At 64.6% G+C, this 14,017-nt stretch carries 16 protein-coding genes; 13 read left to right on the plus strand and 3 right to left on the minus strand.

The genetic code is table 11. From position 1 onward, the window contains the following. Positions 1–2: 2 nt before the first annotated feature. The 4 genes from ACPDIT_RS11720 to ACPDIT_RS11735 all read left to right on the plus strand — a co-directional run bounded on the left by ACPDIT_RS11720 (position 3) and on the right by ACPDIT_RS11735 (position 4,253). Positions 3–1,145, plus strand: a complete 1,143-nt coding sequence (locus tag ACPDIT_RS11720) for a type II secretion system protein GspD (RefSeq protein WP_423443686.1) — start codon at positions 3–5, stop codon at positions 1,143–1,145. Between the two features lie 15 nt (positions 1,146–1,160). Beyond that, a complete protein-coding gene (locus tag ACPDIT_RS11725; RefSeq protein ID WP_423443688.1) occupies positions 1,161–2,711 on the plus strand; it encodes a two-component system sensor histidine kinase NtrB in 1,551 nt (516 codons plus the stop codon). Positions 2,712–3,365: 654 nt separating this feature from the next. After that, positions 3,366–3,818: an Hsp20/alpha crystallin family protein gene (locus tag ACPDIT_RS11730; protein WP_423443690.1), complete on the plus strand. Its 453-nt coding sequence runs from the start codon at positions 3,366–3,368 to the stop codon at positions 3,816–3,818. A 15-nt stretch (positions 3,819–3,833) separates the two neighbouring features. Beyond that, positions 3,834–4,253 carry an Hsp20/alpha crystallin family protein gene (locus ACPDIT_RS11735; RefSeq protein ID WP_423443692.1) on the plus strand — a complete coding sequence of 140 codons (420 nt, stop codon included), beginning with the start codon at positions 3,834–3,836 and terminating at the stop codon, positions 4,251–4,253. A 63-nt stretch (positions 4,254–4,316) separates the two neighbouring features. Here the strand turns inward: ACPDIT_RS11735 and ACPDIT_RS11740 are convergent, their stop codons facing one another. Continuing rightward, positions 4,317–4,988: a PDZ domain-containing protein gene (locus ACPDIT_RS11740; protein WP_423443694.1), complete on the minus strand. Its 672-nt coding sequence runs from the start codon at positions 4,986–4,988 to the stop codon at positions 4,317–4,319. 312 nt (positions 4,989–5,300) lie between these two features. Between ACPDIT_RS11740 and ACPDIT_RS11745 the strand changes: the two genes are divergently transcribed. The 9 genes from ACPDIT_RS11745 to ACPDIT_RS11785 all read left to right on the plus strand — a co-directional run bounded on the left by ACPDIT_RS11745 (position 5,301) and on the right by ACPDIT_RS11785 (position 11,431). Continuing rightward, on the plus strand, positions 5,301–5,942 hold the full coding sequence (locus ACPDIT_RS11745) for a hypothetical protein (protein ID WP_423443695.1): 642 nt from the start codon (positions 5,301–5,303) through the stop codon (positions 5,940–5,942). Further along, complete coding sequence (locus ACPDIT_RS11750) at positions 5,924–6,565, plus strand: hypothetical protein (protein ID WP_423443697.1); 642 nt, start codon at positions 5,924–5,926, stop codon at positions 6,563–6,565. Before ACPDIT_RS11745 ends, ACPDIT_RS11750 begins: the two co-directional genes overlap by 19 nt. 152 nt (positions 6,566–6,717) lie before the next feature. Continuing rightward, complete coding sequence (locus ACPDIT_RS11755) at positions 6,718–6,987, plus strand: hypothetical protein (protein WP_423443699.1); 270 nt, start codon at positions 6,718–6,720, stop codon at positions 6,985–6,987. Between the two features lie 493 nt (positions 6,988–7,480). Beyond that, complete coding sequence (locus ACPDIT_RS11760; RefSeq protein ID WP_423443701.1) at positions 7,481–7,732, plus strand: hypothetical protein; 252 nt, start codon at positions 7,481–7,483, stop codon at positions 7,730–7,732. A gap of 244 nt (positions 7,733–7,976) precedes the next feature. Next, on the plus strand, positions 7,977–8,255 hold the full coding sequence (locus ACPDIT_RS11765; RefSeq protein WP_423443702.1) for a hypothetical protein: 279 nt from the start codon (positions 7,977–7,979) through the stop codon (positions 8,253–8,255). 241 nt (positions 8,256–8,496) lie between these two features. Then, positions 8,497–9,360, plus strand: coding sequence for a sugar phosphate isomerase/epimerase family protein (locus tag ACPDIT_RS11770; RefSeq protein WP_423443704.1), 864 nt, complete (start codon positions 8,497–8,499; stop codon positions 9,358–9,360). 40 nt (positions 9,361–9,400) lie between these two features. After that, positions 9,401–10,153: a 3-keto-disaccharide hydrolase gene (locus tag ACPDIT_RS11775; protein WP_423443705.1), complete on the plus strand. Its 753-nt coding sequence runs from the start codon at positions 9,401–9,403 to the stop codon at positions 10,151–10,153. 95 nt (positions 10,154–10,248) lie between these two features. Then, positions 10,249–10,893: a DUF6580 family putative transport protein gene (locus tag ACPDIT_RS11780; RefSeq protein ID WP_423443707.1), complete on the plus strand. Its 645-nt coding sequence runs from the start codon at positions 10,249–10,251 to the stop codon at positions 10,891–10,893. 64 nt (positions 10,894–10,957) lie between these two features. Continuing rightward, positions 10,958–11,431 (plus strand): metallophosphoesterase family protein, encoded by a 474-nt coding sequence (locus tag ACPDIT_RS11785; RefSeq protein WP_423443709.1) that lies wholly within the window; start codon positions 10,958–10,960, stop codon positions 11,429–11,431. Between the two features lie 40 nt (positions 11,432–11,471). Here ACPDIT_RS11785 and ACPDIT_RS11790 read toward each other — a convergent pair whose 3' ends face one another. Both ACPDIT_RS11790 and ACPDIT_RS11795 read right to left on the minus strand, forming a co-directional pair. After that, positions 11,472–12,506 (minus strand): DUF6807 family protein, encoded by a 1,035-nt coding sequence (locus ACPDIT_RS11790; protein ID WP_423443711.1) that lies wholly within the window; start codon positions 12,504–12,506, stop codon positions 11,472–11,474. 5 nt (positions 12,507–12,511) lie between these two features. Then, on the minus strand, positions 12,512–13,873 hold the full coding sequence (locus ACPDIT_RS11795) for a Gfo/Idh/MocA family protein (protein WP_423443712.1): 1,362 nt from the start codon (positions 13,871–13,873) through the stop codon (positions 12,512–12,514). Between the last annotated feature and the right edge of the window lie 144 nt (positions 13,874–14,017).

Here is a 14,017-nt window from a genome sequence, read left to right on the forward strand (position 1 = left end):
CCATGCGCACCTCCACGCTTCTTCGTTTGTGCAGCGGTTTCCTCCTTTTGGCCTGCGCGGCGGACCTCTGGGGCCAAGCCCAGCAGCGCGCGACGACCACAACCCGGACCACTGCGGCTCGGGCCGCCACCGGGGGTGCCCGACTGGGCACGGGCGGATACCCCAGTCCCACCGCCGTGGGGGAGGCGATCGTCACCAGCGACCCGGAGACACGACGGCTGATCGTCATCACGGATGAGGAAACCGCCGAGGCCGTCAGCCAGGTCATCTCCAATCTCGATCGACCCAAACCGCAGGTCCTCATCAAGGTGACCTTCCTGGAGGCGACCTACCGGGATGGCTTCGATTTCGGCATTCAGGGCAGCCGCACCAAGAACATCGGAGGCAACACCACCATGACCGTCGACCAGGCATTCCGGGCGTTGACCGGTGGGCCCACCAGTGGCGCCCTGAACTTCGGCTTCCTCGGGGCCGATTGGGAAGTCACCCTGCGCGCCATCGCCGAGGGCGGGAAACTGGAAGTGTTGTCACGCCCGACCATCCTGGCGCGGAACAATCAGCAAGCGGTGATCGTCGTGGGCCAACAAGTGCCCCTCATCACCGCGACGCGCTACGACAACTTCGGCAACCAGATCAACTCCATCACTTATGAGAACGTGGGCATCATCCTGCGCGTCACGCCCTTCATCACTTCGGAGGATCTGGTGGAGATGATCATCTCCCCGGAGATCTCGGCCCTGTCCGAGCAAAGCGTGGCCATTGCCTCCGGCACCAACGCCGCCGCAGCGGCACCGGTCATCAACATCCGCTCCGCGGACACGGTGGTCGTCACGCCCAACGGCCAGACGGTGGTCATTGGCGGGCTCATGCAGAAAAGCAAGATGGCCACGGAAAGCAAGGTGCCCATCCTGGGCGACATTCCGCTGTTGGGCCATGCCTTCAAACGCAAGGTGCAGAACGACGCCAAGACCGAGCTTCTGATCTTCCTGACCCCTTACATCATCAAGGATCCGACCGAGCTGATCATGGTCTCCGATCGGGAGCGCACCGGCTCCGAGACCCTCCCCAGGGCCTTCAACGAACCGGAGTTGAACCGGTTCCTGGACAGTCTGCCGGTGAAGTCTTCCGGATCCGGCGTTCGTTGAAGTCGCGGCCTGCGCATGGATCCCACCCGGCAAAGCCGATGGGTGTACGGATTGCTCCTGCTGGCCTGGCTGGGCCTGCTGGCCTGGCAGGCGGCCGAGCATCAACGGGTCCGGCACAACGCGCGGCAGGCGCTCATTCGGCGGGCTCAGGACATTTCCACCACGCTGGGCGTGGTGCTCCGGTCCCAGCGCCGGTTCGGAATCATCCCCAAGGATCGGCTCGAGTCGACTCTCCAGGAGCTGGTCAAACCGGATGAGTTGATGGGAGTGGCGATGCTGAACGCCGCGGGCGAGGTCGTCGCCTCTGCCGGCACTCCCATCGATTTCGAGCTCCGCGGACTGGTCCCCACCGGCCAGCACTGGGGTCCAAACTTCGTGGCCCTCATGAACCTGGTGGACCTGGGGACCAATCTCACGGCCGAGCCCGAGCCGCCTCACCCCACCCTGGTGCTGCCCCGGGATGAACTGCCTCCCTTCGGCCGGGATCGCCCGGGCCCCCCGTCGTCCGAGGCCGAGGGCAGACCCCAGCCGCGTCCGGGCCCGCCCCCGCCGTCGGTGGTCCCGACTCCCCCGCCGCCGCGCGACGGAACCGGCCCCGCCGACCGCGATGAGGATCGCTCCCGCAACCGCCGGTCCCGGGGGGATCGCCGGCCGCCCTTCGGCCGCCCCTTCTGGATGAGCGAGGAGGAGTACCAGGAGGCCATCCGTCGCCAGGGGCTGCACAGCTTTGTGTTAATGTTGTCCACCGCCAACATGGTGCAGCATTGTCGCCAGGACCTCTGGCAGCGAAGTGTCATCGCCTTCTTTGCCACCCTGGCATGCCTGGCCTTCGGGTTGGCCTGGCGAAACCTGCTGCGAACGGCCGATCTGGAAGTGCGTCTGGCCCGTGCAGCCGCCATCAACCGACAGTTACAGGAAATGAACCTCGTGGCCGCCGGCCTGGCCCACGAAACCAAAAACCCCCTCAACATCATCCGCACGACCGCTCAACTGCTCTCCCAGGAACATGACCTGCCGGAATCCTTCCGCGCAAAAGCACGACAAATCATCGAAGAGGCCGACCGCGTGACCGCACAACTCAACGAATTCATCAATTACTCCCGGCCGCGGGAGGTGCGGCGATCCACCGTGGCGCTGTCACGCGTGTTGGAAGAACTGCGGCGCACGCTCGGTCACGATTTGGAAGACAAACAGGTGCAACTGCATTACGACAGTCTTCCGGCCGTGGAAGCGGACGAACAGCTCCTCCGTCAGGCGTTGTTCAATCTGTTGTTGAACGCCATCCAGGCCGTGCCGGTCGGCGGACGCATCGAAGTCGCCGCGGTGCGAATCGGCCCTTCGCAAATTGCCCTGGAGGTTCGCGACAACGGCCCCGGCGTGCCGCCCGAGCATCGCACCGAGATTTTCAAACCTTACTTCACCACCCATCCCAAGGGGACCGGCCTGGGCCTGGCGGTGGTTCGGCAGATTGTCCTGGCCCATGGATGGGACATTGAATACGTACCCAACCAGCCGCAGGGTGCGATCTTCCGAATCGCGCCGGTGCGGACAGTGGGCGGTGCTTGACCGGGCACTGAGAACTCGTCGCCGGCCGCGCAATGCGTCGCAGGGCTGGCGGCATTTCCCCGGGAAACGGTCCTGCACCGACAGGATCTGCCGGCGGGCCGATTTCAAGGAATCGCGCCGGGGGCACCCCTGGCCCATCCTCGTGGAGACCGAAAGCACGACGAGACAGTCGGGTCTCGAGCCATGACCATCCAGGCAAGACCTGCCGCGGTCACATCCCACGCGGATGGAGGTGGGTTTTTGCTTGGAAGGACCGTCCTTCCCAATCAACGACTTGTGCCGGTGCTTTGAGAGCCCGTGGCTCTTTTTCCCGCAAGGAACCCCCGGCTCCTTGGGCATGATCCAGGGAGCTGCGACTCTAGCTGTTGGTCGGGCAAGCTCAGCAGCCAGCACGACGAATCCTCCCTTCGTTGGCCCTTCGAATCTGAAGGGCCAACCGCACCCACTGTGCCATAATGGCGCTTCGCGTTCTCTTCAGGGATAGGATGAAGCGACGAAATAGCACAGGACGTCGCACGGGTTTCGTTGTGAAATAACTCGTATCATGTTGATTATCAAGATGTTGGTCGGTGGCGTGTCCTGTGGCATCGAACCGGCTATGGAGCGAAATGGCGTGTGACGAACCATTGCATTGACCAGCCTATGAACCTGCAGATGAAGCGAATGGAACGGCGGACGATGCCGTTGTGGGAGCAACTGCAAAGTCTGCAAGAGGAAATGGACCGACTCTTGGACGCGGCCTTTGCCGCTGTGGGGAACACCTCCAGTCTGTTGGGCGACTTTGCACCGCCCGTGGATGTCATAGAGGAGACGGACCGGCTCCTGGTCCGGGTGGACCTGCCCGGAATGCGCAAAGAGGACATCAACGTCACCCTCCACGACGGATGCCTGACGGTCTCCGGGGAGGTCCGACCCGACGAGAAGCTGAATCAGGCGCAAATGCATCGGGCCGAGCGAGTGTTCGGGCGCTTTCAGCGAACGGTCGCGCTGCCCGTCCCGGTGGCTGCCGACCAGATCACGGCTCGCTATCGAGACGGGGTGCTGGAGGTTGTGTTGCCGAAGGCCGAAGAGGCCCGGCCAAAGCAGATCCAGGTGCAAACGGACTGAGGCATGGGAGGCTCTATGGAACTGAATCCAACGGCTCAGAGCGGAGGGGATGCCATGAAAGGGACGGTGATTTCGGAGGGGCGTGTGAGTCGGACCGGCGCGCGTCGGAAATGGGCAATGCCGGCCGTCAACATTTACGAAACACCCACGGAGTTTGTCATCGAGGCCGAAATGCCCGGGGTGAATCGCGATGGGCTCGAAGTCACCCTGGAAGGGCACGAACTGACCATTCATGGTCGGCGCGTGCCGGAGACGGTGGACGGCCGGTTTGTCCTGCGAGAGCGGGATGCCGGGCTGGAATACCGCCGGGTGTTCGAGCTGGATCCCATGCTGGACACCAGTCGGGTGACCGCCCGGATCGAGCAGGGTCTGCTCCGACTCACTTTGCCCAAGGCCCAGGAGTTGCAGCCGCGCAGGATCCCCGTGACGGATTGACCGAGGCGGGGTCGGCTCCCTGCGCCGGGGGCCTCGCCACCTCGCGCAGGCCAACCCGGCCACTCACGGAGTGGCGGGGAAGGCGCGGGTGCGGACGTGGAATCGCATGGGGGTGTTGCTCCGGAGCACATCCACCACCACGGTCTCGCCCGGAGTGCGGGTCAGCATTTCGGCTTGCAACACCCCGGCGTTGGGAATGGGCCGGCCGTCCAGCGCGTAAATCAGGTCCCCCGGCTGCAGGCCGGAGGTGGCGGCGGGCGACTGCGGATCGAAGCCGGCCACGAGCACGCCACTTTGTCCGGCCGGCGCGGGTTGAATCAGCACGCCGAGGATCGCCCCCTGTTTGCGGGCCGCGACCACGTGAGCCATCTGGGTGGGCGACAGCTGCGGCGTGCTCTGGAGGGCCTGCAGCAGCCGCGCATTGGCGGCGCGCAAGGTTTCGAGCTCGGCCAGTTGCTTTCGCATCTGGGTGACCTCGCTCCGGAGACGCAGCAATTCACGGGTCGTTTCCGCGGATGACTCATTCGTGGCGGCCGCGGTGGCCGCACGAAGCCTCTCGTTTTCGAGTCGCAGTGTTTCCAGCTCGACGAGCAGCTGGTGTTGCTCCCGGAGTTGAGCCCTCCAGCTGCGGGCCAAAGCGACCTGGTGCAGGTGCCATGCCCCGAGGGCGCACAACGCCACGGCCAGGATGCCGCTGAGCACCCAGGGCAATCGGCTTGTTGAACCGGTCTGCATCTCTTGGTCGGACGAAGGCACCTCTTTCTGCCTTCATCGGACCAGTCTAGGCCAGCGGGGCCACCCGGCAAGCCGGCAGACGTCCCGCCTCAAAACGAAGGGCGCATTACAGGCTTCGGACATCCCCGAAAGCTCGGTGAGACCTCGGACCTCCCCGGTTTCGAAGGCTCAGCGAAGCCGTAGTTGCGGCTGCCTGCATCCAGGGCTCAAAAACGGAAATTCGCCTCTGTCGTTCGCGACGGGGGTGGCAACCTTGAAGGCGAGGGGCGGTGGATCCAGCGTTGGGACGAGGACAACCGGCGGGCGCGGGTGATGAGCTCCCGAGCGGCGGACCGGGCCAGTTGGCGTCGGGTGGACGGAGCGTACGATGCGCTCCGCGGGCGCATCCGGCAGAGGAGCTGTGCGTTGAGCAACAGGGTCTGGGTGGTGACGGAGGACCTGAGATTCGGTAGCGATCCGGCGTGGTTCGGCCGGCACACGGCGGAGCTGAACGCGACGAACCACGCGCTGTGGCGGAGCTGCGTCTGGGGGCGGAACTTGAGCGGGATGATGGACGGCGCCGGTGGCGTGGGCAGCTTGTTGTGGGTGAAGCAGCACACGGGCGATGCTCTTGGCGCGCATTTCCGCGGTGAGGATGGCAATGGCAACGTCGTAGCGCTGATATCGGCTCCTGAGGGCGGTGAGACTGCCCGTTACGAATACGGTCCGTTTGGCGAACCGATGCGTGTAACGGGTGCAGTGGCCAAAGAAAACCTCTTCCGGTTCTCGACCAAGCGGTTGGACCACGCGACGGGTCTGGTCCGGTACGAATACCGCGTTTACTTGCCCACCCGGGGCGCTGGCTCAGCCGCGATCCCCTCGAGGCGGAGGGCTTTGCAATTATGGGGCGGCGATCTGGTGGTGTGCAGAGCGCGGGCAAGAATCGCTGCCGGGACGTGCGCAACCATCCCCTGAGCGCCCTGGATCCGCTCGGGCAGTACGAATCCGAGTGGGAAGGCAGTTTCACTCACGCAGAGAAGCGGGCCATCTTGCACTCCGTCGTGCGCGTCAAGCAGAGGGCTTGGGCGTGGATCAAGCAGACGGACGACAACATTCGCAAGCCGTCAGCGCTGCGTTCCAGCTCCGCGTACGGGCGGGGCATCAAGAATCTCGAACACGTCGAGCGCATCCTGGAGGACATGGTCCGGGAGACCGAAGACCCGGGCTGGAATCTGGAAGTCGACCGCGGGGATTTGGGAGAGAAGTGCGCAAAGTCCTGGAACTCGCCGGTCCCGGGGTACGACGATACACTCACTTTGGGCAATAGGTGGTTCCACCAGAGCGCCGATGAACAAGACTCCACGATGTTGCATGAACTCACGAATCGGCAGGGGGCAGAGGACAAGAATGTACCGAGTCGATATAACAACGCGTGGGACCTTGAACCGTTGATGCACCTCGACACGGAGAACTGGAGCCCTTTCAAACGCGACAAGAGAATGGCTGACAAGCTACGCAGTCGAACCGACTCACGAGCAGGCTCGTATGGAGGATGGTCGCGATTGCTCCGGGTATCGTGTGCCCGGCACTCATCGTAAGCGCGGTTGCGTTCCTTCCGGTGGTGACCCCCGAGTTGACGTATTCTTAGAGCTCCAACGCCTGCATCAAGCGTGAGTGGAAAAGTTTCGGTTGGACGTACAAAACGACCATTGAGGAGACAGACTACTCGCGACTGCTCAAGAAGTACGGTGTGGAGGAGTTACCGGCGGAGGGGAAGAAGGCGGCTGAGAAGCAATTGGGGATTTGTCGATTGTCTACTCGCTACCTCTGTTACAGGTACGGCGGGGTGGCTTCAGATGCGAACCACTTCGCGCGGGCTTTGGAACTCGCCGATGTGAGCGAGACGGAAGCACGGGAGTGGATTTCGCAGTTTCGGGCACTGTTGCGGACGGGGACGCCCACCCAGGTGCGCCAGTACGTAAACGAGTTGGAAGGAGGGCTGTGGGATGGCCGGGGGTGAGTTGTTGTGGCGGTGCCGTTGCAAGGGTGGGAAGGAGTCCCGGGCGACGCAAAGCGCTGGCATGGTCGGCAGCCCTGCGTCGGTGGGGTGTTGGAAACACGGAAGCCCCGGAGCTCTTGGCATCGCAGGCCCGGGTCTTACCGAAAAAAAGCAGTCGGGCCCTGGTGTCGTTCGTTCCCTGACGGGGCCGGGACGGATGATGTCTTCCGGTGCGAGTGTACTGCCGCGCGGCGCATCGTTGGTCGTGAGGGGTAAACGACGCAAACGGTGTGCCGGAGAGCAGCTGCCGGCCTCCAATGGCCAGCAGGCGCAGCCGATTATCGCCAGGGGCTGGCGCGGGGCGAGCGCTCCGAGTGGCGGAGGCAGTGGAAGGAACCGGCTTGGATGTGAGCGGAACAGGTCGCCTGCCTCGAGGTGTTTTGTCAGACGACCTTGCAATCGTATTGTACCGGCCTTCGTAATCCTGGCGGGCGAGGCGGCGAACCCGGCCAGCGTGTCGCTTAATGCGATCCGGGGCCATCGCCAGGGGCGCTGCTTCCGGGCGGAAGTGGCGGTGAACAATTCGGCCAATCCGGTCTGGCCGGGCGTCACGGACGTGGTGGTGCCGCCGGTCGGTTCGGGTCAATCCGTGCTCAGCAACCTCAGGGGCCAGGTGTTTGCGTCCAGGACGCCTGAAACGTTCACCCACGCTGCGGATTGGCAACGTCTCGAGCGACGGGCGGTGGAACTCCACTTGGGGCGCTGAGAGTCGGTTGGCGAAGGCCGAGAGCCGATGGGACACACCGGCAGCATCCTGGCGGCGGGTGGACTGGCAGTATGACGGCCCGGGTCGTCGGATTCGGCAGACCACCCGCCTTTGGAAAAGCGACGTCTGGCGGGCTATGGAGGACCGGAAGTTGGTGAGCAACCCGATGCTGTTTGGCCGGACCATCGCGGATCTGAATGGAACGAATAATGCGCTTCGTCGCCCCTGCGTTTGAGGATTGGACTTGAGCAAAACACTGGATGGTGCGGGTGGCGTGGATGGTCTGCTCTGGGTGCGGCTGGCGAGCGCTCCGGCTTCAGGAACGCATTTTGTGACCTGCGACCGCAACGGGAAGATTGGGCGGCCGATCTCTGCGTCCACCGGCACGGAGACCGCTGGCTACGAGTGCGGCCCCTTCGGCGAACCCCTGCGCGCCACTGCCCCCGCCGTCCCCTTCAAGCCCGTCCGCTTCACTGCCAAGAAGGGCATCGACACGGTCCTTCGACAGGATCGTCATGAGTAGCGTGCGCATAGCCCAGCCATGATTGCTGGCCTGACCCGTCGCCGAACCGGGCGCTTTCGGCCGTTTGAGGGATGCACTCCGTTGGGCCGCCTTCCCAATCCCACTTCAGAAACCGTGCGGACTCCTCGCGAAAGATTCGGGCGGCATTTCGGGGGAGGGGATTGGCTTTGACAGCCCGGGGCCTGCCCCGTAGGCTCCGGCCTTGCAAGATCCAATCGAACCAGTGCAACCGACCGGCGCCATGCGATACGGCATTAACACGTTCCTTCTGACCTCCCCGTTCACCAACCGCAGCGTACGACACTTTCGTACGGTCAAGAAGTGGGGCTTCGACACGGTTGAAATCCCCGTGGAAGATCCGGCCCATATCGATCCGGCGTATGTCCGACGTCATTTGGACGAGGAGGGGTTGGTCTGCGGGTCCGTTTGTGTTTGTCTGGGGTTGGATCGGGACCTGCGGGGCAGTCCGAAGGCGCAGAAGACGGCCCTGACGTACCTGATGAAGCTGGTGGATCAGGCCGTCACGTTGGGGGCGCGTTCGGTGATCGGTCCGGTCTATTCGGCGGTGGGGCGGGCCGAGGCCACGCCCCGGTCGGTGTACCGACAGCAGTGGCGCACGGTGGTGAAGCACCTGCGCACGTTGTGCCGCCACGCCGAGCAGGCGGGCGTGCAGATCTGTCTGGAGCCGTTGAACCGATTCGAGACGGACTTCATCAACACGTGCGATCAGGCGCTGGCCATGGTCCGCGACGTCGGCAGCCCCGCGCTGAAGGTGATGCTCGACACGTTTCACATGAACATCGAAGAGAAGAATCAGGCGGCGGCCATTCGGAAGGCGGGGTCTTTGCTGGGCCATCTGCACGCCTGCGGATGTGACCGCGGCACGCCGGGCAAGGACCACATTGACTGGGTGGGGATTGCGCAGGCCCTGCGCGACATCGGTTACGACGGCGACGTGGTGATCGAATCCTTCACGCAACAGGTGGAAGTGGTGGCGCGGGCGGCGGCGATCTGGCGTCAGATCGAGCCCACCCGCGACGAGATTGCGGTGGAGGGCCTGGCCTTTTTGCGGCGTGTGCTGGGGAACGGGAAGGCTTCGGCGTGAGAAGATGCGGCTTTTTTGATTCGGCTCGGTGCGGAGCGTCATGAGAGTCCTGGAACTTGCGATGGCACGTTGTTGGTGGAGATGCCTGGGATTGTGGATGATCGGCGTTGGGTGGGCCGCGGTCAGCGGAGCGGAACCCGAGTCGGGCTTCCGCTCCCTGTTCAACGGGCGGGACCTGAGCGGCTGGCACGGCCTGCCGGGTTTTTGGAGCGTGGAAGAGGGGGCCATCACGGGTCGGACCACGCGGGAGCGACCGGCCCCGGGCAACACGTTTCTGATGTGGACCGGCGGAAGAGTGCGTGATTTCGAGTTGCGCCTGCGTTATCGCATCGTGCCGAACAACCCCCAGGGCTTCGCCAACTCGGGCATTCAGTATCGAAGCCGGCTGGTGGACCGCACGAACGTGGCGCTGGCGGGATATCAGGCCGACATTGACGCGGGCCCGAACTACTCCGGCATTCTGTACGAGGAACGCGGGCGCGGCATCATGGCCCTGCGGGGCGAGCAGGTACGGTTCACTCCGGAGAACCGCAAGGAGGTCACCGGGCGCATCGGAGACGCGGCGGCGATTCAGGCGGCCATTCGCAGCAACGACTGGAACGAGTACGTGATCATTGCCGAGGGCAACCGGCTTCGCCATTACATCAACGGGCATCTCACCGTGGACGTGACCGATGAGTCGCCGCGGGGGGCGCGCGAAGGGTTGCTCGGATTCCAGTTGCACGTGGGCGAGCCGATGACGGTACAGTTCCGGGACATTCGTCTGAAGGTCCTGCCGGCGGAGAAGCGTTGAAGCGGCGGGCCCGGTGCGGGGCCTCGAGGGAGGGGACCCCGCGCGGGGCCGGCCCGCTTGTCAAGGCGGCGGCGGGGGATATGATGACGGCCGGGATGCGCAAGTTGGGTTGGCCTTTGGTGTTTGCGGCGGTCCTGGCGCTGACGCGGGTTCCGGGACTGCTCCCGCCGAATTTCAGCGCGGTGTACGCCTTTGTGTTTTGTGCCGGCGTCTTTTTCCCCGGTGCCATGGCGTGGTGGCTCCCGTTGGGCACATTGGCGGTGACGGACCTGGCCCTGACGGCATACTACCATTTCGGATTGGGTTACGAGGTGCTGTCGGGCCCGTCCTTCGCGGCGCTGGGGTTGAATTACCTTGCCTATGCCGCCCTGATTTTGTTGGGGCGCTGCTTCCAGCCGCAGGGTTCGCTGGTGTGGCTTCTGGGGGGCGGGCTCCTGGGGGCCGTGTTGTTTTACCTCATCACCAACACGGCCTCGTGGTGGTTCAATCCCTTCGGGAATCCGGAGTATACGCGGACGCTCGAGGGCTGGCTGCGCGCACTGACCCTGGGCGTCAATGGCTATCCGCCGACGTGGGAGTTTTTCCGGAACACGCTCCTGAGCAGCGGATTGTTCACGGCGTTGTTTGCGGTGGCGGCCAGGCTGACGGCACCGGCGGAATCGCCTGCGGAAAAGGAACCGGTGCCGTCGCCGGCCGAGTCGGAGTCCCCGGCCGAGCTGGAGCCCAAAGAGTCTGCCTGAGGTAACTCCGTTGAAGTGCGGCGCACCGGTACCGAAGCGCCGGGTCGCCTCCGGGGTGTGTTTCATGCGCATCGGGATCCTGTCAGACACCCACGGGTTTTTGGATCCGCGCGTGTTGGAGTGGTTCGCGGGAGTGGATGCGATCTGGCATGCGGGCGATGTGGGCCGGTTGAGTGTTTTGGCAGAACTGGAGCGGCTGGCGCCGGTTACGGCCGTGTTGGGTAACAACGATTGGGGGATGCCGTTGCGGGAGACCGAACGAGTGGCGGCGGGGGAGATGAAGTTTTTGCTGCGGCACATCGTGGATCCGCAACGGCCCGGGGATGCGCTCCTGGAGGAGATCGCGCGGGGAGAGATTCAAGGCGTGGTCTTTGGGCACACGCACCGGCCGTATTGGAACTGGCATCACGGGGCGTTGTTTCTGAATCCGGGCTATTGTGGCCGGCCTCGGGCCGGGCAGCCGCGCACGGTGGCCTTGCTGACGGTGGGCCCGGAGGGCTGTCGGGTGGAACACGTCGGTCTGGGGGATCCGTGGTGACGGTTGCCGCAGAAGGATCCAGGAGCGAGCTGGCGGAGGCTCAAAGCCGGCCTTCGCACCAGGCCTGATACCGTTCTGCGACGCGCCCGCGGGTCACATCGCCGCGGTGAACGAGCACGCCGACGCGCGTCTGCAACGTGGCCCCCTGGGGCAGGGTAAAGCGTTTGCCGTGTCGAGCGGCTTCGCGGCGGGGACCAAAGGTGCCGTAGTCGCGCGTCAGCCAGGTGTGGGGCTGCGGATTCGAGGGATGACTGAAGAGCGCCAGGCCCTCTGCGTCCGGCACGCCGGTGCGGGAGAAGTCCACCCACCGGGCCGGGCGCTCGTGGGTCCCGGCCTGTCCGATGCCTCCCTCGGAATTGACCAGCCGGCCCATGCCGTTGGTGTTGAACCGGTCGTTCATGCGCACATAGGGCCAGGCGTAGTGAGCGGCGTCGCTGAGAAAGGTCACCGCTCCGTAGCGCGCCGTGACGGCGAAGGCAAGGTCGAGGAAGTATTCTCCGGCTCCCAGGGCAACCACACGCATCTGGCGCGATTCGTCCAGCACAGGGGTTTGGCCATGGTCCATTTCCCAGACCAGCTCCCAGTGCAATCGGCCCTGGCCGCGGCCCGGCTGCTGGAGTTGGATGGATTTGTGGCGGATGCGATCCCGGAACGGTGGTTGCGGATTTTTGGGGTCGCCCTGGCCGGAGTAGAGGGCGTTGTAAAAAGAGGCGCTCCGGTGGCCGGCCAGTTGAACCGTGTCCGCGAACCAGAAGGAGCGATGATGCGGGTAGGGCTCGGTTTTCTGAACGGTCATGGAATGACCGGCCGGGCTGTAGATGGGGTAGAAATGCGGCAGATCCCATTCCGGTCCGTAAACGTAGGTGAGGGCGGGTTGGCCGGCGATCCACACGTGCAAAAGGCCGCGCGCCGGCTCTTCGTGGAAACGGACCTCCGGTGGCGCCGCGTCGGTGGGGGCGGTTTGCCGGCAGGCCGCCAGGAGCAGAAATGCGCCGAGAGCCGCCGCGCCCGTCCAGGCGGAGATCCACACGCTTCGAGTGCGCGACCCGAAGCGATCCGGCGGGGGCTTCTCCATGGGGTTCAAACCTTTTCCGGATGGACCCACGGCTTGCGGCGCTCGCGCTCGAGATACTGGTTGGCTTCCGGATCGTCGGGGAAGATTTCCCGGACCGGGTCCCAGCGCAGGCGGCGACCGACCCAGCGGGCGATGTTGCCCAGGTGACAGACGGTGGCGGAGCGATGTCCGATCTCGACGTCCGCGTTGGGACGCTGCCGGGTCTTGATGCAGTCGAGCCAGTTCTTCAGGTGATCGTCATTGAAGCCCCGCGGCCGACGACGCATCAGCTCGATGGCCAGCTCTTCCGGTTCGGATTCGACCCGGCCGCGATCCACGCGGAACTGACCGCGGTCGGTGATGAAAATGGCGCCGAAGCCGGGCGGCTTGGGGTTGTCGCTGGGTTCCAGCACCACGCCGTTGGCGTACTTGAAGAACACGCGCGCCGCACTGCAGATGCGGTCGCCCCGGTCCTTTGGTTCCGGCTGGGTGTACACGGGCGGCTGCAGTTTTTCGCCCTCGATCCACACCTCCACCGGCCCGCTTTCGTCCATCCCCAGCGCCATTTGGATCATGTCGAAGCCATGCGAACCCCAGCCGGTCATCTCGCCGCCCGAGTAGGGGCGGAACGACAACCAACCCGGATTGGCCCGGGGCAGGTAGAGATCCTGGTGGTAGGGTACCACCGGCGTGGGGCCGCACCACATGTCCCAGTCGAGTCCGTCCGGGATTTTTTGGGCCGGCAACGCGCATTCCCAGGGAGTCGGGTAGTTCATGTACAAGACCTTCTGGATTTTGCCCCAGTCGCCGCGGCGCAGGGCCAGACAGGCCTCGATGTCCACCCACATGGAGCGTTGCTGACTGCCCACTTGGAAGACGCGATTGTATTTGCGCGCGGCCTGGACGATGAGGCGGCCGTCCCGAATGGTCAACGACACCGGCTTTTCGGCGTATACGTCCTTGCCGGCCTGACAGGCACTGATGCAGATGTAGGCGCGCCAGTGCTCCGGCGTGGCGGTGATGATCGCATCCACGTCGGACCGGTCCAGGACCCGGCGAAAGTCCTGATAGGCCTCGCCGCCGTGCTTCTGGGTGACGGCCTGGGCACGCGGCAGGTTCACGTCGGCCACGGCCACCAGCTGCGCTTCCGGCAGCCGGAGCAGACCCTGGAGCAGGTTGCCCGCCTGGCGGCCCATGCCGATGAAGGCGACGCCGATGCGTTCATTGGCACCCGGCCGGCCGGGTGCGCCCAGGACGCTGCGCGGCAGGATCTGCGGTGCTGCACAGGCGGCGGCCAACGCCACGCTGCGCCGTAAGAAGCTGCGGCGCGAGAGAGTTCGGGGCGGGGAATCCGGTGTGACGGGCGATGCACTGTTCGGTTCTTTCATGACCTTCCTCTTGCACACCTTTGGTGCTTCCGGGCGGGGGACAACATCCAACACTCGCTCGCACCGCGACCTGGAAACGTCCCGGGCGCGCGGGCCGATCAGCGTCCCACCAGCTCGGTCTCGATAGTGTCAAAATGCGGCAAG

The organism is Limisphaera sp. VF-2 (assembly GCF_049537125.1).
Classification (GTDB): Bacteria; Verrucomicrobiota; Verrucomicrobiia; order Limisphaerales; family Limisphaeraceae; genus Limisphaera.

Bases quoted from the DNA above. Each gene is read 5' to 3' on its own strand.
- ACPDIT_RS11720 (WP_423443686.1), top strand. From the start codon at position 3: ATGCGCACCTCCACGCTTCTTCGTTTGTGCAGCGGTTTCCTCCTTTTG.
- ACPDIT_RS11725 (WP_423443688.1), top strand. From the start codon at position 1,161: ATGGATCCCACCCGGCAAAGCCGATGGGTGTACGGATTGCTCCTGCTG.
- ACPDIT_RS11730 (WP_423443690.1), top strand. From the start codon at position 3,366: ATGAAGCGAATGGAACGGCGGACGATGCCGTTGTGGGAGCAACTGCAA.
- ACPDIT_RS11735 (WP_423443692.1), top strand. From the start codon at position 3,834: ATGGAACTGAATCCAACGGCTCAGAGCGGAGGGGATGCCATGAAAGGG.
- ACPDIT_RS11740 (WP_423443694.1), bottom strand. From the start codon at position 4,988: ATGCAGACCGGTTCAACAAGCCGATTGCCCTGGGTGCTCAGCGGCATC.
- ACPDIT_RS11745 (WP_423443695.1), top strand. From the start codon at position 5,301: ATGAGCTCCCGAGCGGCGGACCGGGCCAGTTGGCGTCGGGTGGACGGA.
- ACPDIT_RS11770 (WP_423443704.1), top strand. From the start codon at position 8,497: ATGCGATACGGCATTAACACGTTCCTTCTGACCTCCCCGTTCACCAAC.
- ACPDIT_RS11775 (WP_423443705.1), top strand. From the start codon at position 9,401: ATGAGAGTCCTGGAACTTGCGATGGCACGTTGTTGGTGGAGATGCCTG.
- ACPDIT_RS11780 (WP_423443707.1), top strand. From the start codon at position 10,249: ATGCGCAAGTTGGGTTGGCCTTTGGTGTTTGCGGCGGTCCTGGCGCTG.
- ACPDIT_RS11785 (WP_423443709.1), top strand. From the start codon at position 10,958: ATGCGCATCGGGATCCTGTCAGACACCCACGGGTTTTTGGATCCGCGC.
- ACPDIT_RS11790 (WP_423443711.1), bottom strand. From the start codon at position 12,506: ATGGAGAAGCCCCCGCCGGATCGCTTCGGGTCGCGCACTCGAAGCGTG.
- ACPDIT_RS11795 (WP_423443712.1), bottom strand. From the start codon at position 13,873: ATGAAAGAACCGAACAGTGCATCGCCCGTCACACCGGATTCCCCGCCC.